This window comes from Mesorhizobium sp. 128a, from assembly GCF_053848025.1.
In genome coordinates this window covers 267,900-284,820 of record NZ_JBSPKY010000003.1, presented here as the reverse complement: position 1 = coordinate 284,820, position 16,921 = coordinate 267,900, and the positions used below count along the sequence as shown (strand labels likewise).

Genomic DNA, 16,921 nt, shown 5'->3' with positions numbered 1-16,921 from the left:
CACGGGCCGCCCTCTTGGCCTTCTCAGGGTCTTGCCCCGCTTAGCCGTGCTGGCTCAGTCCGGGCTCTTCGCGCGGTCGCTGTCAGTGTGGCCGACTACCCAGATGATGGTCCACTCGTCAAAGCCCCGCGAACTTGGCATCGCGTGCCTTGCGGACAAACCAGCGGCGGAGAGTGGAAATCCGCGTTGCTCTTGGCCTTTTCGTTTAGCCGTTACCCCGACTTTTCGGCGATAACATTCCCGGGCGGTCGGACGAGGCTTGTAACTACAGGCTCTGCTCAATGATGGAGCGGACTTGCTCCGCGTTCATGTGGTCGTGCCGGCCATCATAGGTGGAGGTGTCCCCATTCCACAGGCTTGCCTTGGCGACAATCAGCACGTTGCCGCGCAGCAGTCGCACTACGACACTCGCGTCGTCCGGCAAAGAAATCTCCTGCCCATCCTCTTCGTAGCCGAGAACTCCATGCTCCCATATCGAGTAGTCGAGGTACTCATCATCAACTTCGACCAACTGCTCGCTCTCGGAGCGAACCGTTTCATAGACGTCAGTTGGCTTCAACGTCGTAAGCTCCATCAGGAAGAATGAGTTCGCTGGGGAGCGGTCGACATACTCGAACGACAGCTTCCGTGGCTTCGCTAGATAGAAGGATCGTTCTCCCGTATCGAAACGAATGCATCCGGCTTCGCGGCTGTGAGTGATCGCGTCGACGCCCAATCCTCCGCCTCCGGGCAGCATAGCGTGATTGAGATTGAAACCCATGAAGGGCTGGAGGACGTCGATCATTGCGTAGATGTCCGTCCACACGGCGGAGGCGGGCGCGGCCCCGAATGCCGATTGGATGGCTGCCTCCCAGGCCCTTAGATTTTTCACTTGGAAGTCAGACACCATTCTCTCCGCCGACTCATGAACAACTTGATGATAGCGCACCGCGCCTGCCGAGAGAAAGCTGCGCGACTCTGCTTCCGTCGACCTTACTACCTGCAAGCCTCTCCGATCTCACACTTCTCTGCCCTTGCAAGCATCCCCAGCGAGGACCTTGGAAAGAGGCTCCCGAGCGCAATCTTCTTCTGAACACCACCGGCTAGGACGGCAACTTCACGGCCTCCACAAGCGCCCTCTTCGCTTTCTCGGGGTCCTGCCCCGCATAGCCGTGCTGGCTGAGATCGAGGCTCTTAGCTCTATCGCTGTCGGTGTGCCCTACCACCCACGTGATCGTCCACTCGTCAAAGCCCTCCGCTCCCGCAAGCTTGGCATCACGCGCCTTGCGGATGAACCACCGGCGGAACGAGTGGAAGTCCACATTGCTCTTGGCCTTGTCGTTTGGCCGTTCGTCCACCCCCACCTTCCGGCGATACCGTGTGAACTGCTTGGCGGCCGGATCGGAGCGCGTCTCGCGTGACTTCGGGATGGGCGGCAGGTCGTCAAAGAGATAGTCACCATCCTTCTTGCCTTCGGTGCGGCGCTTCACGATCTCCTTGAGGCCACTGTGGATCGGGACATTACGACGGGCGCTGTCGGTCTTACCGGCCCAGACGTTGAAGACCCCGGCCTGGCAATCTGAAACCTGCAATTGGCAAATCTCTTCGATCCGCATTCCGCTCAGCGCCCCGATTGGCATAAGGTCATTGAGCAATGCTCCACCATCGCCGGTTAGCAATGTGGTTATCTCGGCATCCGTAAATGGGCGCTTGCCCCTATCCGTCTCCGCGTCACGCTCTGGCCGTCGCTCTGCGGGAAGCCTTTGGCCGGCCCAAGGGTTTTCGCCCGCCGGCAAGTGTCCTTTGTCCAGAAGCCATGCCCAATACTGGCGAATGAAACCAAGATAGGCGGTAGCCTTCTGACGGCTCCTTCCAACGAGCAGCGACTCCGACAGAAACTTGCCGGCGTCCACCCGCCTAACGGCTTCAAGAGCGACCGGGAGCCGGCTGTCACGAAGCCAAGCGCCAAGCCAGCCAAGCACTCTCTTGAAGTCCCCTTCAGACTTGAGGCGGTAACGCTGATGCTTCAGGAATTCGGATGCGTGATGATCCAGAGGCGTAACCTGCCCGCTAGCAAGTGCGTAGAAGGCTTTGGCCGTGTCGAGACCCTTGATCGCCTCGATCTCGTTTGCCCGCAAGTTGATAGCGTATTGAGTGTCCTCGTCATCCATCGTGAGCCTATGTAGAAGCGCTTCAGCCTCGAGTGGGTCTTTTGTAGCCAAGGCTTTCTCAGCGGCGGCAATGACACCCTTGAGGCGTAACACGATGGGCCATTTGCGGGTGTCAGCTTCCTTGAGGTCTGCAGTGTGCAGAGGGTGGGTAAGCTTTCCTCGCCCGATTAGATAACGGACCTTCGCGGGGACCTTAATGCGGACCCGCCACTGCTGACCGTGCCATTCTAGATACTGCCTCTGGTTAGCCATTCCGCCGCCCGGTGCCCCACGTTGGTGCCCCACAGGTGAGAGTGAAGAGCCCAGAAGTCAAGGGTTGCAAGGGGTCGGGGGTCTTGGAGGAGAGTGTCCCGCTCTCTCCGCCAGCTATTCAATAAAACTGATTAAAATCAACCCGATAGAAACTGTTAGTAGAGAGACCCACCTTATGGCTCGCCAACAGGCTGTTTGCTTTGAAGTGCGGGACGCGCACCGCGCATTTGCGCCTCATAGGAGCCCACAAATAGCTGCTCTTAGCCCTTGGTGGCCCCGAGTTGACGCTGCCTACGCAGAACTCCCTGCGCATCACCCGAAGGGGCAAAACATCTGCACTTCCCCCGATGTCCAACTAGGAGATGGAGAGGATCTCGAGTTCGCGCTTCCCTAGATGGACAACATCTCCAACGGTTTTGCCAATCAGCGCGATGGCAACCGGTGAACCGTGCGATATGGATGCTTGAGACGGGTTGGCCTCATCCTCACCGACAATGCGGAAGGTCTGAGTGCGGCCATCGTCACGCTCGAAGGTGACGGTGTGACCGAAGGTGATCACTTCATTGCACGTCGGCGCAGCCATAAGCTGGGCCGTACGGACGCGTTCGGTATAATAGCGTATATCTCGAACCGGAACCGCCGACTGCCGCCGCCTTTCGTTGACATCGTCCAGCGCGTTGGCGGCCTCGAGAGCCTGCTGGGCGCGAGCCAATTCATCCTGCAACATCTTGAGCCCCGCCTCAGTGACGAGGTTGATCCGATCGGAGATAGGCCGAGCCGGCAATATGGTTTCCGCCGCTGCCTCCGCGCTTTCCTCCTTTGCAAATGCTACGCTCAATTGGTCAAAACTCCCTGTCGAACACCGTCATTAATCAGATAACGCAGGGCTGACAGCAAAGCTGCAATCTGGCGCCTGGCCTCGGCAGGAACGTCCATACGTGTGCGCAGGGCAGGCCTCCCCTCGCATTCAATGCTGGAAGCGGGCGGTCCTTTGTTCGTCCCGGCCCCTCACCCGCCGTCTCGCATTGCGGGACACGGGCAACTCCCGCGTCGCTATCTCGTGTTGCCGGCTAGAGCTGGGATTCGATCGGAAGATGGCGGACCAGACCCGCCAGGATACGGCGAAAATATCCGGCTTCTGGTTCATGCGTATAGTCTTGGAGCTTGCCTTCGTCACGTCCATGCCAGTGCAGCACGTTGCCTTTCAGTTCAAGCCGATAGCTAGCCTCCGGAGATATCTCTGATTGGAATTGATTCCGCAGCTCAGCGACCAATTGGGCATCCTCAAAGAGCACGCCCATCTCCGAATTCAATGACACTGACCGCGGATCGAAATTGAAGGAGCCGACGAAGCCGATCCTGTCGTCAACGGTGAAAGCTTTCGTATGCAGACTGGCGCCCTTTGAACCAAACACCGAGATCGCCGGCTGACGGCTGAACGGCTGAAGCTCGAAAAGTTTGACGCCGTTCCTCAGCAGCCGCCTGCGATAGTTCGCATAGGCGCCATGGACCGCGGCAACGTCTGTAGCAGCCAGGGAGTTGGTCAGAACCGAAACCACAACACCGGCGCCGACAAGGTCCAGCAAGATCGCCGTGCCTCTTTTGCCGGGGATGAAATAGGGCGACACAATTTCCAGACACCCGCGCGTCGACTGAATGATGGGACGCAGCTCTTTCATAAGCCAGCTGCGGCGTCTCCAGCCGCGAACCTTCTCTGGTGGATCGGAAATGACCCGCACGCCATCCACCCAATGAACGTCGTTGCTGGCCGCGATAAACTCTGCAATTGAGCCTCGATCGCCAATACCGTTCAAGAATTTTGACTCGGTTTCGGAATCGCTTGGCTCGAACAATTTCGCTTGCTTCTGGTCGGCCATGGACCCGAGCGTTTTGATCGGAGTGGCTTCCTCACAAGCCCAGAAGGCATCGAATATGTGGCTCGTTTGCTGTACCGCAGGGCCCAGGAGAAGCATGTCGAGGTCCCGGAAATTGGTCTCTGCCGCATCGAAATAGGCATCGCCGACATTCCGACCGCCGACAATGGCAAACTTGCCGTCGGCGATCCAGGCCTTGTTGTGCATACGTCTTGTCAGTGCAAAGAGCCGCAACAGCACTTCCACAGCACGCATGATCCGGCCGCTTCTGATTCCGCTTGGATTGAACAACTTCAGTTCGATGTTTGGATGGTTGTTCAGCGCCAGATATGCTGCATCGTTTTTGCGCGGATTGGCGTCGTCCAGGAGCATTCGCACCCGCACGCCACGCTCAGCGGCTCGAAAAACCTCCTGCAAGAGCAAGCGACCGGTGTGGTCGTCGTGCCAAAGGTAATACATCAGGTCGAGGGTGCGCACTGCGCTCCTTGCCGTCAGCACACGCACGGCGAAAGCGTCATAATTGTCCGAGACAAGCAGCAACCCGCTCTTGCCGGCCTTGATGTTGTCGTCTGCGGTTTGAGAAACCGATACGTCCATGAAAATTAGCCACCTTCGGACGGCTGTCGCAGCCGGCCTTGCTCAAAATCATAGCAAGAACCCGTCAGCGCGATTCTGGTTGCATGTCCCAGCCCAACTGGCGGGACTCGCATCCCCGTTCGTCGTGCGTGCAGCAGGTGAGACCACTTATAACCGACGGCGCATTTCTGGCGCGAACCGCGGTACCAGCAACTCTTGCCCTTAAAGGCGGCCGTCCGGAACAAAACGCAGCCTCACCTATTGATGCCTAGCATGAAGCGGGTGACGGCAGATGGTGGATAAGACAGTACCGGCGGATAAAGCGGCCAAGACATTCCTGGGGCGCCTGACCCGAGGGTCAGTTCCTCGACACGAGCTGGAATTCATCGGCAAAATGGGCCGCATCAATCGCGAGGAGGCAGTGGCTCTTCTGCAGAAGCATATGGGCGATCGAGAGGCGGTCTTCAGGGAGCTGGCATCGCGTCACAAATCCTGACCCCCGGAGGATGGCATGGACGATGATTTAAAACAGAGATTGATCGACCACAGCGCCCGTATGCAAGCAAGGGCGGCTGAGTTGGCGCTGCCAGACGGCAACAGCGATATCTCCGCGCTGATGTCAGGCATTGCATTGACGATCGAAGCCCTGCTGGTCATTGCCGAAGAGACGAAGACGCCACGGTCTGGGCCAACATTGGACCCATCTGACCGCGCGTAAAACTTCGTTGAGGCTCGGCAGGAAAAGCGCGGTTCTGCCGAAGCGAGAAGATGCCTCGCGGCAGGTGCGTCGCTATTCGCACGGGGCCGGATCGACCAAACAGATTGAGCGGTCCTATACCTCCCCGAAATCAGCTTCGTTCCTTGGCATCGGGTGCCGCTCGTAGTCAACGGGCGGCAGGAGCATGACTTCGGTCTCCTTGCGGCCGAACTCTCTGCCGATCTGGAACGCCGCATGGCGACCTAAAAAGTTGAGAGGCTGTGTCGGGTCTGTGGCCGCCCAACCGTCTTGAAGAAGGCGTCACTCGCCGGATCTCAACAACCAAAGGAATGATCGATGAGCAAGAAGATTTTTGTGAGCCTGCCGGTGACCGACGTGAAGGCATCCATGGCGTTCTATGAATCTCTCGGCTTCAAGAACAATCCCGGGTTTACCAGTGAGACGGCTGCCGGGATGGTGTGGAGTGAAGAAATCAACTTCATGCTGCTGAGCCGTGAAAAATGGCAGACCATGACCACTCGCCCCATCCCGCCATCAACGTCCAGCGAGGTAATGCTGGCGCTATCCCTGGACAGCCGCGAGGCGGTCGATGCGATGGCCGCCGCAGCTGCTGCGAACGGTGGCACCGCCGACATCAATCCAATCGAAGATCATGGGTTCATGTATACCCGCGACCTCGCTGATCCCGATGGCCATGCCGTGGGCGCGATGTGGATGGACGTTTCCGCAATGCCTTCCGGCGACAAGGCGGGCTGACATCGTTTATTCGGATCAGCCTTGAGGCAGAAGCCCGCTTGTAGTGGAGTGAACAACTAACGGACGTTGAACTTCCAGTGTCGTGAGTTGACCCGTTCCGGTCGTCGCATCCCCTCGCGCGAAAGAAACCTCCTCGCTCCATCCAAGACATGTGGTCGCCGAGCGCAGTTTCCTTTTGGCCTCATCCTTTCAAAACGGATGCACAACCCAACGACGCAGGTTATGTTGCCCGTCGGGCCTACGTCATCGAAGGGGAGGCATGACATGCAGGCAATGCCGATAGCGCATCAAGCCGCGCAACCCGAGGTCAGGCCCATATCCTCCTTGACCGGCTATCCGGCCGCCGTCCTGTGCTGGCTGCTTTCGGCCGGTGTCTATATCGCGGCCAAATGGGTGGCGCCTGAAATGCCGCCCTGGGGCCTCTGCTTCTGGCGGCTGACGCTTGCCTGCGCCATCCTGCTGCCGATTGTGCACCGTCATCACGACGCGATGATAGGGCTTTTGCGCACGCGCGCTGTGGAGGTCGTCGCCGTGGGGGCGATCGGCCTCACGCTGTGCCAGGGTATGATCTACCATGGCCTCAACGACACCGACGCCACCACAGCCGGTATCATCATGGCGCTGTCGCCTGTCATGACGATGGTGCTCGCCCGTTTCGTGCTTGGCGAGCCGCTCGGGCTGTGGAAGTCGCTTGGCGCGTTGGTTGCGCTCGCCGGGATGATTTTCATCGTTGCGCACGGGAACCTGACGGCGCTGCTGCAACTCAAGTTCAACGCCGGTGAGTTGTGGATCGTCGGCAGCGCGTTCTGCTGGGGCCTGTACACCGTGCTTTTGCGCCGCGCCAAATTCGGCATCGAACTACTGCCGATGGTCGTGCTGCTGCTCGGCGCCGGTGCGCTGGTCGCCTTGCCTTTCCATGTGTGGGAATTGTTCAACGACGAACGCTCCGCCATGAACGTCCACAGCATTCTCGCGCTCGCCTATCTGGCAGGCCCCGGCGGCGCCTTGATGTACTATCTCTACAACAAAAGCGTGGAAACGCTCGGCGCGAGCCGGGCGAGCATGCTGCTTTACCTTCAGACGGTGTTCGTCGCGGTCCTCGCCTATCTTCTGCTCGGCGAGGAGTTGCACGATTACGATCTGGTCGGTGCGGCCTTCATCGTCGCCGGCATCGTACTTGCCACCGTGATCAAACCAAGGCCAGCTTGACCGCCGGACCGACAACGCAACTTTGATAAGCGGTTGCTTGACCCGCGACCATGCTCCTGCCGCGTGCGATGTTGCGATGTTCGTCCGCAGTCATTCCACAGGCGCTGGACCCGCTGATCGCAAAGGTGGGTGGGTTATCGTGAGATTTGCCTCGTCGCAGGATTTTCGCGCCACTATGTCAAACTTTATTGCTGGCTACGGTCCCCCGGCTGATAATCCCTTTGCTTGGCGGGGGTGGGCAGCCGGCGGCCTGCGCGCTTCTTCCGTATAGGGAGAAGGCGCGGGTCCTCGGTTAAGTTTGGGCGAGGCCCTAAAGACTTTTGTGACTTGAAGAACTGATTTCGGCGGTCCCATAAATTCGTGATTGTCCACATTGCGCGGGAGGCAGTGCGAAATGGATGATGTAACATTCAACGTCTGGGCTTGCCCCTGTGTTGAAGTGACCGAGGCCTGCGGCGAATGGTTCGTCCGCGTGGTCGAGGATGACCAGGAACTGACCCGATCATTCGATCTGGAATCGTTCGCACTGGCCTATGCGGAAGGTCAGCGAATACGGTTGGGGCTTGCGGACTTCAGGCGATTGTAGACACCTGTAGCCCTGTATCAGGCAATGGAACGGCTGGACGCCTCCCCAAGGTGATAGAGGGGCATTGGCCACTGGCAGGCCTGTATGCACTAGCCAGCTGAGGGGGCGAAAAACTAAAAAAGCCCCTCCGCTGGGTCGACGCGCTGACCCTTGCCAGCCAGATCGACAGGTTGCCCCTGATCACGCGGGGAACCTTTTATCGGCGAGTCGATTTGTCTGCATGTCCCGAGCCGTCGAACCACCCATATTGCCAAAGGACAGCCCAGACCGGGCGGCCAACTGTGAAGTCGCCTTGGAAGCCGCATTCGCAGCGCTGGTGACTGCGTCGGAAGCGCAAGGGTGGACGCCGCACGAAACGGCTTCATCCCTCCTGAAAATCGCTACGGAGCATGCCCAGCAGTTCACGCCTGTGCCGGCTGAGCCGCCGAGATGGCAATCACGAAGAAGTATATTGATTACGTGTGCCGCGCTCGTGTTTTCGCTGTGTGCCGCCATCGTTTGGTGGGTGCTGAAGTGAGCGCGTCGATCGGCGACAAGGTCCGGATCAAAGAGTTACTCCGAAGTCGAAGCAGTGGCCGACCAGGTGTTGCCGAGACAGCTGTGAAGCCGTCGGCAACTACGGCTTCTTGGGGCGCATGGTCTAATCGGCGAGCTTGACGTCTGCGTCCGCTATCTCGTCCTTGAAATTAACTTTCGTACCCTTCTGCACCATGGAGGCGAGGTCTTCGGCATCCCAGTTGGTCAGCCTGATGCAGCCATGCGAGAAGGTCGTTCCGATCTTGCCGGGTTCGGGCGTGCCGTGAATGCCGTAGCTTTCGATAGAGAGGTCGATCCAGACCGATCCAACGGGGTTGTTCGGCCCTGCGGCAATGGTGAAGGGCCGCTTGGTCTTTACTCCCTTGAAGGCGAAGTCCGGATCATAGTGATAGGTAGGATTATGCGCTACGCGCTTGATCTCTGTCATGCCGCTTGGTGCCGGCTTCTCGTCGCTCCCGATCGATGCGGGGTAGACTGCGAGCCATCTGCCGGAAGGATCGAGCACGCGCACCTGGCGGGCGCCCTTATCGACCTCGACGCTGGCAACGCCCGCAGGAGCATCGCCCCGGCCAACATCTGGCACCATCAAGGTCACGCCGGCCCTCCCGAAACCGGCGCGGGGGTTGAGTCTTCTCAGCAATTGTTCGCTAATATGGAAGCGCTCCGCCAGCTTCTCTACCGCGTTGCGGTAGCCCAGCCGCGGCAGACGGGCCATCCTCTCCATGCGGGCCGGAATCCGCTTGGTAAATGGTCCGCGCACATCCTTACGCGTCACCTCATAGGCTACCAGAACCGGGCTGGCGGAGGTTGTCATCAGCTTATCCCAGGTCTCCCGCGTGAGCTTGCCATCGGCCTGGAATCCGTTCGCCGTCTGAAAGGCGCTAACCGCCTTGGCGAAGTTCTCGGAGAGGCGGCCGTTGATCAGGCCCGGCGAGAATCGGGCACGATCCAGAAGAATCTGCGCTTTCAGTATAGTTGGATTGTCACCTTTGAGTTGGCCGACGCCGAATTGGGCCTGATTGACGGCGGTTTGGTCCAGCTGGGCCGCCTCCGCCCCGTCGCAAGCGAGGGCGAGCGCCGCGGCGAAAAGAAGGAGCCTAAACATCGAGGTCAACTCCGGAGCTGCACAGGACCTCCCTTATGACGCGGAACGGCCTTTCTGGTTCCGTTCGCCGACAGCTGATTCATCGGCAGATCTTATGGAAAGGCCCGCCACGTCGCTGTGGGGAGCCTTTTCAGTGCGACGGGCACTGGTCACGTCAGGAGTGGCGGGCTTTTGCCGGTGCCAAGTCAGCCGGTTGAGGTAACCCCGGCCTAATTGATTGCCAGCGTGGACATTGGACGGTCGATCGGCAATCGCGTTCGCATCAGCGTAGTTGTGATTACGGCTGGCCAATCCGAGCGGAGATTGCGCGGAAAGCGGGTGACATCCACCCGAGGCGCGGTGCATGCAGGCATGGGTGGTGGCTACCGCCTCTACGTCTGCCTTCCCGAATCGAGTTGCACCCCAAGTCGCTCCTTCCTTCTCCACCGGACCACGGCGCGATAACTGGTTTGATCTACGGGCACGTGAAGCACGAAACGGTCGGGAATTGCGATGTCGGCCTTCACCCGTAACTCCGCACCGTGGGCGTGCTGGTTACAGACCAGGCAATTGATAATGGCGTCGCCGGATTGGATCGTCGCTTCCTTCAGAACAAGGTCCCGGATATGCGACCGTCGCTCTACTGGTGGGTCAGTCGGCACTGGCTCTTTCCTCTGATTTGACGAACTGAAACCCATCATTCCGGAACGCGGGTTGGAAGGCGCTACCGGCCCAGCGGTTGCCTCGAAAGACTGACGAGCTCGGCTTCATCGACCACGCCGGCCATATAGTTCGCGATAATCCGGGATGCGAGAGCATCGCGTGCTTCCGGCGATTGACCGTCGCGCTTGAGCTGCTGAAATACACGCCCCAACAGGTCGAGTTCGGATGGCCGGAGAATTCCAGCCTCCGTGGCCTTGCTTTGAATGGTCACGTGTGATCCTCCACCGCGGTCAACAAACATACGACCGCGGCCAGGAAACTCAACTGAACTGTTGGGGCCGCCGTCAGGCGGCGCTGATCTCAATACCGCTTCGGACCGGAGAGGCCTCAGCCAGCTGCCGGTGCCGACTTGCGCCGCGCGTCGCTCACCGTCAGCCAGACGGCGGAGACCAGGAAGTAGAAAGCGCCGAACGCGGCATAGGGCGCGACATTGGTGATGTCGATCGTCGCCACGCTGCCCGCCATCTTCACAAAAAAGATGCCGGCCAGCGCCGACTGGGCGCCGCTCAGCACCATTGCCCACTGCGCGCCGGACTTCCAGCGTCGGATTGCGGTGGCGAGCTGGAAAAGGCCAGACAGGACCGCCCAGACGCCGAACACCGCCAGCACCGCATTCATGGACTTGCCGAGGGCAATGGCGACCGCCACCGTGGTGACGACGCTGATGACGAAGTTGAGCAGCTGCGTCTTGTTGCGGCTCAAGCCGCCGCTGCGCCGGGCGTCGACGAAATTGGCCAGCGCATCCCAGGCGGGATAGGCGACCAGCATGATGGCGGCCAGGGACGGCATTGCCCTGGCGACCGTGAACGCCAGGAGCACCCAGGCGGCCGCGACGGCAAAGCGTATGAAATAGTAGCTCTTGAGCCAGGTGGACTGGTTGGTTTCATTTGTCTTGGTAAGCATTCTGATTTCCTTTCGTGTTTGACGTAGTATACCTACTAGAAGGTAGGTATGATGGATGAGTTGCGGGAATTCGGTGGAGGTTTCGCTCCTCTGTCGGCGCGAATTCCCTGTTAGTGAACCTTCGCTGATAGACGTTGCACGGTCGGCGTCAGGATGGCGTCAAAGACGGCAGGGTTGCCATAGGCACGCGCCGACAGCATCGCGCCATGGACAGTCGCCATGAACGTCTCGGCCTCCAGCCCGGCAGAGCCGGCGAATCTGAGAACCCCCTGTTCAGCGCCCCGCTCCATGACCTTGGTCAACCAGGACGACAGAAAGCGAAAGTAAGTCCGCACCTCGACGGCAACTTCAGGCGGGAGTGCCGGGAGTTCGCTGGCAAGCAGCGCGCAAACGCAAAACGGGACGCTCGCGTCTTCAATGCATCTTGCCCAGTGCCCGGCATAGGCTCGAAGCAGTGCAAACGAGTCAGGGACCTTGCTTTCCAGATCTGCCATGGCGAGTTCGGTACGCTCGCGATGGCGGGCAACAAGCGTCCGGACGAGATCGACCTTGCTGGGGAAATGATGGTGGATACTCGCCTTGCGGATTCCCACCTCGCCGGCGATGTCGGCATAGCTGAATCCGTTGTAGCCGCCCGACACGATGAAGTTTCGCGCCGACGCCAGAATCTGATCGGAGGTCATCACAAGATTGGTCATGACGCTTACCTACCTACTAGTAGGACTGCTGTCAATCCCGAATTTCAAAGCAAGGAAATATATGCCAAGGCTTGCGACCGATCTGGCAATCCACCCCAGAATGAAAGCCCGCCGGCCAAGCCCGGCAGGTGCGATAATCCGCGGTCCATCCCGCAACGGGACAGACCGCGCCAAATTCACCTCCGGCTGCCCGCTAGAACCAGCGGCGGTCACGTTCCTGGGCTTGCCCGAGCAGCAGGCCGATCAACAGCCCGGCAATGCCACCGAGCACGAAAGCGCTGCTGATGGTACCGGGATTTTGCTGGACGGTTTCGGACACTGTCTGCGCCTGCGATCTCAGTTGCTGCGCTGCCCGTGCCGCGCGTTCGGTGGCGCTGCCATACCAGCCGCCTGCCTCTTCGACGGCCTCTTCGGCGCGGTCGGCAAGCGTCCTGTTTATCTTGCTGATCTCGCGCTTCAGCGATGCGACCTGCTTCTCCAGGGCTTCCTGGGCTTCTCGGGTGGAAATTTTCGGGGTTTCGTTGTCGGCCATGGCTGTTCCTTTCATTGAGGTAAGCTGAACGGCCAACAGACAAGGATGGTTCCGCTGACCGCGCTCACCGCCATTCGCCCGGCCGCCGCTAACTTTTGATATTGAAAAACGCTTCGCGCGAGACTTATAAAAATAGACGTTTCCCATTGCTCTCGAGGTGAATTGCGATGGATAACGTCCAGAGCAACAAGGTTGATCCGCCCGCCATCGAAGTGGTCGAAGCCTGCGGCGAATGGTTCGTCCGTGTGGTCGAAGACGGCAAGGCAACCACAACGTCGTTCGAACTCGAGGCGTTCGCCCTGACCTTCGCCGAAGGCCAGCGAATGCGGCTGGGGTTGGAGGCGGTGACGCGGATTTAGCATTGGCTGCGAATGCTTGATCGCCACGAAGACGCGCTTCCCTCATTGGCGGCCGAGCCCCTGCAAAACGACAGGGACATGCTTTTTGGGAACAGTCTGCCGATCCAACGGTTGTGCCTGATGGAGGGCACGCAGTTGTCGAATCCATCGAGCCATTCTGAAACGCTGCGAGCGGTCTCGGACCTGCTCCACCGCGCCCGGATTGTCATCCGCGATAGCGGGCATGCCGTGGCGATGTTCGAAATAGACACGCTGCTGCAGGTCGCCCAGACCGAGGTCGCGCGCAGCCTCGAACGCAACGATCGCTGAACCTCGGTGGGCACCGCGGGCGGTGTTCATTTGCGGGCCGCGAAGGCCTTCATTCCCTTTTTGATGGACTTGCGCGCCGCGTTGGCGTCCTGCCAGCCTTTGAACCTGATCGTCTTGCCCGTTCCCAGCACCGACGACAGAAAGAACTGTTCGATCTCGCGCCTGAGATGCTCGGGCACCTGGTCCGCGGCGACCGGCTCGTCTTCGGCATCCTCCTTGCGTGGGCAAAAGATGTAGCGGTCATTGCGCAGGGCCGCGCCACCCTTCTCCTTTTGCTTGACCCGCAAGGCGCCCAGCAGATCGCATTTGATGACGATGCCGGGGGCTGTGGCCGCCTGGTGGATGACCAGCCCGTCGAGGGGATCGCCATCCTCGCCGAGCGTCGACGGGATAAAGCCCCAATCGTAGGGATAGGTCATCCCGACCGGCAACGGGCGGACATAGGCGAAAGCCTGGATGGCCGGGTCATAGGCCATTTTGGCGGCAGCGCCGCGCGGGGTCTCGATCACCACTCTGACCATACCCTTGGTCGTGGTCGGCAGTTTCAGGTAGTCGGGCATCGGCGTGCTTCTCTCGAATCCGGTTCGCTTGGATGGAACTTCAGGACAGGAAGAATGTTCCGGAGGATAGGCCGCCGGCTAAGGAGATTCTGACAGGGAGATTTCAGGGGAATGACAAGAGCTGCTCTGCATCTGCTCAAGGGCGTCGGCTATCTGATTTCGACCGCCAGTGTCGTCCTGCTGGCCATTGTGAGCTGGTCGAGCGCTTCACAAAATCCGCTGCTGGTCGCCTGCCTGCTCGGCGGTGCCGTAGCATCGATCGTCGGCATGTTCTGCCGCTGGCTCACCTACGAGATCGAAAAGCGCAGGACAATAAATAGGCGCGTCGGCAGGTCCCTTGTTGCACGTCGGGCAAAATGAGCTCGGTTTTGCGACAACGACATGCATCAAACGAAAGACCTGAAGCGCGTCGCATGAATCCGGTTCGACCCGACGCGCTTAGTTTGGGTAGCGCCTACTTGCGCACAATCCAGTCGAGCATGGCAGGATCCGCGTCATCGTGGTCGGTCATCGACCGCACCATCTGCGCGGCGCCGTCGCGCCATTTATGCTCCGGAATATTCTCCTGCAGGACCCAGGCTTTGAACGCCTCGCGGATCACATCGCAGTCGAAGGCGGAAACGGAATCGCGGAAGTGGAGTTTTGCCATGGGAGCCCCGCATTGTGGCGGGAGCACCTGATGTGGCTACCAAGCACCCGTATGCCGTTAGAGGCGGGCGACAAGCGATCCTCCGCTTTCTGATGGCGCGGTCAACCACATATGTGAATCAAGACCGGCCAAGTACACGATTCCCCGGTTGACGGGACTGCGCGAACCCCTTGCGTCCCCGAATCCTTCACCCTCTGACGGCCGGCGCCCAGTCCCTGTGGACTGTGGTCGAGATGTGCAGGGTAAACAGCCTCCGGCCCTCGCCATCGCTGACTTCCATGCGCCATTCCCGATCGCGTTCAAAGTTGCCGTCCAGATCGCGTAATATGTGTCCGGTGGTCTGTGTTGCCTGTTCCCAGGCAGCCTCGATATCGACCAGTACGACGCCGTCTTCGTCGCGCAGCAGCGGTTCATAACCGGTGTCGAAGAAATATCTGGGCATCGGGACTGCCTCGAAGTTCTATCCGCAACCCGGGATGGGCTGGTCTTACCATAAGACAGCAAATTTCCCGCTCCCGCATTCACATGCGTTAAGGCCCTATGCATTGAGGCCCCGCGCAAAGGCTCAGTCGCTGAACGCTGGTTTTTTACGCAGATGCAGGTAGTTCGGGTTCCACCCGGCCTCCTGCTCGAGCCCCTTGGGGTTGAGCACCGTCAGCTGGTCGCCTTCGAGGCTGATCAAGGATTTACGGCGAAGCGACTGCAGGACCCGGTTCATATGCACCGGCGTGACGCCCATTGTGTCGGCCAACTCGACCTGCGTGAGCGGCAGCGTGTATCTGTCGTCCGACACCAGGCCGACCGACCGCAACCGCGCCAGCAATTCGCACAGCAGATGCGCAATTCTCGGCTCGGCCTGTCTCTGGCCGATGTTGACCAGCCACTCGCGCAATGTACCCTCATCGACCATCGTGCTCATCAGCATGGCTCTGGCGATCGCCGGGCGGTCAAGCAGTTGCTGGATGGCCGAGCGGCTGACATCCACCACCTGGCATGCGGCAAGCGTTCCGACGGAATGATCCATGTGTTCGAGCAGATAGGCATGCAGGTCGCAGAGGTCACCAGGCACCAGGTAAGCCATGATCTGGCGCCGGCCGTCCTGCAAGATCTTGTAGCGGCAGGCAAAACCGCTCAGCACCAGATGGACGTCGCCCGGCCTGTCTCCTTCCGAGATCAGATCGACATAGGCCCGGACGGTGCGGGTCTCGCTCACGATCGAGTCAAGCAGAGAAAGATCGGCTTCGTCGAGGCGGCCGAAATTGAGAAGCTTTCGACTGAGAAAGTTCACGCCCATTAGTCCAACTTGCGGTGAAATCCCCTGCAGGTTCAAGCCTGTCCGGAAGCAGCACTAACATATGATAACCCGTGGCCAAAAAGGCGGCAACAGACCACCTCTCATGAGGGTCGTCGAAAAGCGGGAATGACTTGCCCAACAGCGCAAGGTTGGCAAAATGGAGCACCCGGGCTTAACATACGTTGAAGCGAACAATCCAAATAAGGGCATAATCACTCCACGCGATCAATCCAGACGCGGCAATGCCGAGGCAGGCGCGCTGCGCCCGCTTCGCAGGAAGGCAGCCCTATGCCGATCGGCGTCTTGAACAGCGAAGAGCTTGCGCTTTGCAGGCGTGTTTTCCGGCATTGGTCCAAATCCAACGGACTAGTCGATCCTTTGCCGCGCGACGATCTGGCGCGGGAAATTCTGCGGGCGCACGGCTCCGGCGCAGATACTTATGCCAAGCTGGTTGCTGCCATAACCACAAGGACATGCGAAGCCTGGTATGGCAATGCCATCGTCAGCGGCCTGCCAACGATGGGCGACAGCGAAACATCCGCCGATTTCTAGATCAGGGCCGTTGGGAAACTTGTGATGAAAACTGAAAACGATATTCCGATCGACGTGCCTTACGACACGGAAAGCTTCGCAGCAAAATTTGGACTCTCGATGCGCGCCGCGGAGATCGTTCTGTGTGCCAACGGGCCCTCGAAGATCGCATGTGATGCGGCGGCGCGCGCTTTCGTTGAGGCAGTGGCGATGCACAGCAGGCAGTGGCAGCGTGACTAGAGCAATTCCAGGAAGGTGTGAAACGGTTTTCCGTCCGGAATTGCGCAAGAACAAAGATAGGGTAGCTCGCCGTTTTCGTGAAACGGTGAACTGCTTTAAGCAAAACACGCAGGGCGGAGGCGGGCTTGGTCGAGCATTTCATATCGAAGAGCGGCATCGGATATCCGGACGACCTGACGCTGTTGAAAAAAGTGTACGACCGCATCCGCGCCGAGCGCAGCCTGGACGAAGGTTGCGCGGAGGCCGCCGAGCTCGCAGCGGCGGCGATGGAGCTTTTCAGGCGCGGTGTCTTTGAGGAAGACGCGCTTTACGGCGAGCTTAGCCAAGTCTGACAGCGCCGCTCGGTCGCCGTTCCAAAAGCGGTGAGCCGCCCAGGCAGTG

General features: G+C 59.5%; 25 protein-coding genes. 11 read left to right on the top strand and 14 right to left on the bottom strand.

Going from position 1 to position 16,921, the window contains the following annotated elements; all coding sequences use genetic code 11:
* Positions 1–265: 265 nt before the first annotated feature.
* The 4 genes from ACWTU9_RS07700 to ACWTU9_RS07685 all read right to left on the bottom strand — a co-directional run bounded on the left by ACWTU9_RS07700 (position 266) and on the right by ACWTU9_RS07685 (position 4,873).
* A complete protein-coding gene (locus tag ACWTU9_RS07700; protein ID WP_455857785.1) occupies positions 266–784 on the bottom strand; it encodes a hypothetical protein in 519 nt (172 codons plus the stop codon).
* A gap of 298 nt (positions 785–1,082) precedes the next feature.
* Complete coding sequence (locus ACWTU9_RS07695; RefSeq protein WP_455857784.1) at positions 1,083–2,402, bottom strand: DUF6538 domain-containing protein; 1,320 nt, start codon at positions 2,400–2,402, stop codon at positions 1,083–1,085.
* Positions 2,403–2,757: 355 nt separating this feature from the next.
* Positions 2,758–3,240: a transcription elongation factor GreA gene (gene greA, locus ACWTU9_RS07690; RefSeq protein WP_455857783.1), complete on the bottom strand. Its 483-nt coding sequence runs from the start codon at positions 3,238–3,240 to the stop codon at positions 2,758–2,760.
* A gap of 232 nt (positions 3,241–3,472) precedes the next feature.
* A complete protein-coding gene (locus ACWTU9_RS07685; protein ID WP_455857782.1) occupies positions 3,473–4,873 on the bottom strand; it encodes a phospholipase D family protein in 1,401 nt (466 codons plus the stop codon).
* 271 nt (positions 4,874–5,144) lie between these two features.
* Between ACWTU9_RS07685 and ACWTU9_RS07680 the strand changes: the two genes are divergently transcribed.
* The 5 genes from ACWTU9_RS07680 (at position 5,145) to ACWTU9_RS07660 (ending at position 8,121) form a co-directional block, all read left to right on the top strand.
* Positions 5,145–5,348, top strand: coding sequence for a hypothetical protein (locus ACWTU9_RS07680; RefSeq protein WP_455857781.1), 204 nt, complete (start codon positions 5,145–5,147; stop codon positions 5,346–5,348).
* 15 nt (positions 5,349–5,363) lie between these two features.
* The gene (locus ACWTU9_RS07675) at positions 5,364–5,570 is read left to right on the top strand and encodes a hypothetical protein (protein WP_455857780.1); all 207 of its coding nucleotides are present in this window, start codon (positions 5,364–5,366) and stop codon (positions 5,568–5,570) included.
* 336 nt (positions 5,571–5,906) lie between these two features.
* Entirely contained in the window at positions 5,907–6,326 is a 420-nt protein-coding gene (locus ACWTU9_RS07670) for a VOC family protein (RefSeq protein ID WP_455857779.1), read from the top strand.
* Between the two features lie 264 nt (positions 6,327–6,590).
* Positions 6,591–7,535 (top strand): DMT family transporter, encoded by a 945-nt coding sequence (locus ACWTU9_RS07665; protein ID WP_455857778.1) that lies wholly within the window; start codon positions 6,591–6,593, stop codon positions 7,533–7,535.
* A 394-nt stretch (positions 7,536–7,929) separates the two neighbouring features.
* Complete coding sequence (locus tag ACWTU9_RS07660; RefSeq protein WP_454574414.1) at positions 7,930–8,121, top strand: hypothetical protein; 192 nt, start codon at positions 7,930–7,932, stop codon at positions 8,119–8,121.
* 640 nt (positions 8,122–8,761) lie between these two features.
* Here the strand turns inward: ACWTU9_RS07660 and ACWTU9_RS07655 are convergent.
* The 6 genes from ACWTU9_RS07655 to ACWTU9_RS07630 all read right to left on the bottom strand — a co-directional run bounded on the left by ACWTU9_RS07655 (position 8,762) and on the right by ACWTU9_RS07630 (position 12,598).
* Positions 8,762–9,763, bottom strand: a complete 1,002-nt coding sequence (locus tag ACWTU9_RS07655; protein ID WP_455857777.1) for a L,D-transpeptidase family protein — start codon at positions 9,761–9,763, stop codon at positions 8,762–8,764.
* 371 nt (positions 9,764–10,134) lie between these two features.
* Positions 10,135–10,440, bottom strand: a complete 306-nt coding sequence (locus tag ACWTU9_RS07650; RefSeq protein WP_455857939.1) for a PilZ domain-containing protein — start codon at positions 10,438–10,440, stop codon at positions 10,135–10,137.
* A 26-nt stretch (positions 10,441–10,466) separates the two neighbouring features.
* Positions 10,467–10,676 carry a hypothetical protein gene (locus ACWTU9_RS07645; protein ID WP_455857776.1) on the bottom strand — a complete coding sequence of 70 codons (210 nt, stop codon included), beginning with the start codon at positions 10,674–10,676 and terminating at the stop codon, positions 10,467–10,469.
* 116 nt (positions 10,677–10,792) lie between these two features.
* On the bottom strand, positions 10,793–11,368 hold the full coding sequence (locus ACWTU9_RS07640) for a DUF308 domain-containing protein (protein WP_455857775.1): 576 nt from the start codon (positions 11,366–11,368) through the stop codon (positions 10,793–10,795).
* A 110-nt stretch (positions 11,369–11,478) separates the two neighbouring features.
* A complete protein-coding gene (locus ACWTU9_RS07635; RefSeq protein WP_455857774.1) occupies positions 11,479–12,066 on the bottom strand; it encodes a TetR/AcrR family transcriptional regulator in 588 nt (195 codons plus the stop codon).
* A 193-nt stretch (positions 12,067–12,259) separates the two neighbouring features.
* Positions 12,260–12,598, bottom strand: coding sequence for a hypothetical protein (locus ACWTU9_RS07630; RefSeq protein ID WP_454585919.1), 339 nt, complete (start codon positions 12,596–12,598; stop codon positions 12,260–12,262).
* A 167-nt stretch (positions 12,599–12,765) separates the two neighbouring features.
* Between ACWTU9_RS07630 and ACWTU9_RS07625 the strand changes: the two genes are divergently transcribed.
* Both ACWTU9_RS07625 and ACWTU9_RS07620 read left to right on the top strand, forming a co-directional pair.
* Complete coding sequence (locus ACWTU9_RS07625) at positions 12,766–12,957, top strand: hypothetical protein (protein ID WP_455857773.1); 192 nt, start codon at positions 12,766–12,768, stop codon at positions 12,955–12,957.
* A 12-nt stretch (positions 12,958–12,969) separates the two neighbouring features.
* Complete coding sequence (locus ACWTU9_RS07620) at positions 12,970–13,266, top strand: hypothetical protein (protein ID WP_455857772.1); 297 nt, start codon at positions 12,970–12,972, stop codon at positions 13,264–13,266.
* A gap of 26 nt (positions 13,267–13,292) precedes the next feature.
* On the opposite strand, the gene ACWTU9_RS07615 is transcribed toward ACWTU9_RS07620, so the two are convergent.
* Positions 13,293–13,826 (bottom strand): inorganic diphosphatase, encoded by a 534-nt coding sequence (locus ACWTU9_RS07615; RefSeq protein WP_455857771.1) that lies wholly within the window; start codon positions 13,824–13,826, stop codon positions 13,293–13,295.
* Positions 13,827–13,937: 111 nt separating this feature from the next.
* Here ACWTU9_RS07615 and ACWTU9_RS07610 point away from each other — a divergent pair, with 111 nt between their 5' ends.
* Complete coding sequence (locus ACWTU9_RS07610; protein ID WP_455857770.1) at positions 13,938–14,186, top strand: hypothetical protein; 249 nt, start codon at positions 13,938–13,940, stop codon at positions 14,184–14,186.
* A 94-nt stretch (positions 14,187–14,280) separates the two neighbouring features.
* Here ACWTU9_RS07610 and ACWTU9_RS07605 read toward each other — a convergent pair whose 3' ends face one another.
* From ACWTU9_RS07605 to ACWTU9_RS07595, 3 genes are all read right to left on the bottom strand, one after another.
* Entirely contained in the window at positions 14,281–14,475 is a 195-nt protein-coding gene (locus ACWTU9_RS07605; protein WP_454574404.1) for a hypothetical protein, read from the bottom strand.
* Between the two features lie 187 nt (positions 14,476–14,662).
* Positions 14,663–14,917 (bottom strand): DUF6894 family protein, encoded by a 255-nt coding sequence (locus ACWTU9_RS07600; RefSeq protein ID WP_454574403.1) that lies wholly within the window; start codon positions 14,915–14,917, stop codon positions 14,663–14,665.
* Positions 14,918–15,040: 123 nt separating this feature from the next.
* The gene (locus tag ACWTU9_RS07595; protein ID WP_454585926.1) at positions 15,041–15,763 is read right to left on the bottom strand and encodes a Crp/Fnr family transcriptional regulator; all 723 of its coding nucleotides are present in this window, start codon (positions 15,761–15,763) and stop codon (positions 15,041–15,043) included.
* A gap of 294 nt (positions 15,764–16,057) precedes the next feature.
* On the opposite strand from ACWTU9_RS07595, the gene ACWTU9_RS07590 reads away from it, so the two are divergent.
* The 3 genes from ACWTU9_RS07590 to ACWTU9_RS07580 all read left to right on the top strand — a co-directional run bounded on the left by ACWTU9_RS07590 (position 16,058) and on the right by ACWTU9_RS07580 (position 16,872).
* The gene (locus ACWTU9_RS07590; RefSeq protein ID WP_455857769.1) at positions 16,058–16,321 is read left to right on the top strand and encodes a TilS substrate-binding domain-containing protein; all 264 of its coding nucleotides are present in this window, start codon (positions 16,058–16,060) and stop codon (positions 16,319–16,321) included.
* Positions 16,322–16,345: 24 nt separating this feature from the next.
* Positions 16,346–16,540: a hypothetical protein gene (locus ACWTU9_RS07585; RefSeq protein WP_455857768.1), complete on the top strand. Its 195-nt coding sequence runs from the start codon at positions 16,346–16,348 to the stop codon at positions 16,538–16,540.
* A 125-nt stretch (positions 16,541–16,665) separates the two neighbouring features.
* A complete protein-coding gene (locus ACWTU9_RS07580; protein ID WP_454574399.1) occupies positions 16,666–16,872 on the top strand; it encodes a hypothetical protein in 207 nt (68 codons plus the stop codon).
* Positions 16,873–16,921 lie beyond the last annotated feature (49 nt).

Coding starts and splice junctions, on each gene's coding strand:
- ACWTU9_RS07635 (WP_455857774.1), bottom strand. CDS start 12,066: ATGACCAATCTTGTGATGACCTCCGATCAGATTCTGGCGTCGGCGCGA.
- ACWTU9_RS07615 (WP_455857771.1), bottom strand. CDS start 13,826: ATGCCCGACTACCTGAAACTGCCGACCACGACCAAGGGTATGGTCAGA.
- ACWTU9_RS07685 (WP_455857782.1), bottom strand. CDS start 4,873: ATGGACGTATCGGTTTCTCAAACCGCAGACGACAACATCAAGGCCGGC.
- ACWTU9_RS07665 (WP_455857778.1), top strand. CDS start 6,591: ATGCAGGCAATGCCGATAGCGCATCAAGCCGCGCAACCCGAGGTCAGG.
- ACWTU9_RS07655 (WP_455857777.1), bottom strand. CDS start 9,763: ATGTTTAGGCTCCTTCTTTTCGCCGCGGCGCTCGCCCTCGCTTGCGAC.
- ACWTU9_RS07590 (WP_455857769.1), top strand. CDS start 16,058: ATGCCGATCGGCGTCTTGAACAGCGAAGAGCTTGCGCTTTGCAGGCGT.
- ACWTU9_RS07625 (WP_455857773.1), top strand. CDS start 12,766: ATGGATAACGTCCAGAGCAACAAGGTTGATCCGCCCGCCATCGAAGTG.
- ACWTU9_RS07695 (WP_455857784.1), bottom strand. CDS start 2,402: ATGGCTAACCAGAGGCAGTATCTAGAATGGCACGGTCAGCAGTGGCGG.
- ACWTU9_RS07675 (WP_455857780.1), top strand. CDS start 5,364: ATGGACGATGATTTAAAACAGAGATTGATCGACCACAGCGCCCGTATG.
- ACWTU9_RS07605 (WP_454574404.1), bottom strand. CDS start 14,475: ATGGCAAAACTCCACTTCCGCGATTCCGTTTCCGCCTTCGACTGCGAT.
- ACWTU9_RS07680 (WP_455857781.1), top strand. CDS start 5,145: ATGGTGGATAAGACAGTACCGGCGGATAAAGCGGCCAAGACATTCCTG.
- ACWTU9_RS07660 (WP_454574414.1), top strand. CDS start 7,930: ATGGATGATGTAACATTCAACGTCTGGGCTTGCCCCTGTGTTGAAGTG.
- ACWTU9_RS07585 (WP_455857768.1), top strand. CDS start 16,346: ATGAAAACTGAAAACGATATTCCGATCGACGTGCCTTACGACACGGAA.
- ACWTU9_RS07630 (WP_454585919.1), bottom strand. CDS start 12,598: ATGGCCGACAACGAAACCCCGAAAATTTCCACCCGAGAAGCCCAGGAA.
- ACWTU9_RS07670 (WP_455857779.1), top strand. CDS start 5,907: ATGAGCAAGAAGATTTTTGTGAGCCTGCCGGTGACCGACGTGAAGGCA.
- ACWTU9_RS07650 (WP_455857939.1), bottom strand. CDS start 10,440: ATGGGTTTCAGTTCGTCAAATCAGAGGAAAGAGCCAGTGCCGACTGAC.
- ACWTU9_RS07640 (WP_455857775.1), bottom strand. CDS start 11,368: ATGCTTACCAAGACAAATGAAACCAACCAGTCCACCTGGCTCAAGAGC.
- ACWTU9_RS07600 (WP_454574403.1), bottom strand. CDS start 14,917: ATGCCCAGATATTTCTTCGACACCGGTTATGAACCGCTGCTGCGCGAC.
- ACWTU9_RS07610 (WP_455857770.1), top strand. CDS start 13,938: ATGACAAGAGCTGCTCTGCATCTGCTCAAGGGCGTCGGCTATCTGATT.
- ACWTU9_RS07620 (WP_455857772.1), top strand. CDS start 12,970: ATGCTTGATCGCCACGAAGACGCGCTTCCCTCATTGGCGGCCGAGCCC.
- ACWTU9_RS07700 (WP_455857785.1), bottom strand. CDS start 784: ATGATCGACGTCCTCCAGCCCTTCATGGGTTTCAATCTCAATCACGCT.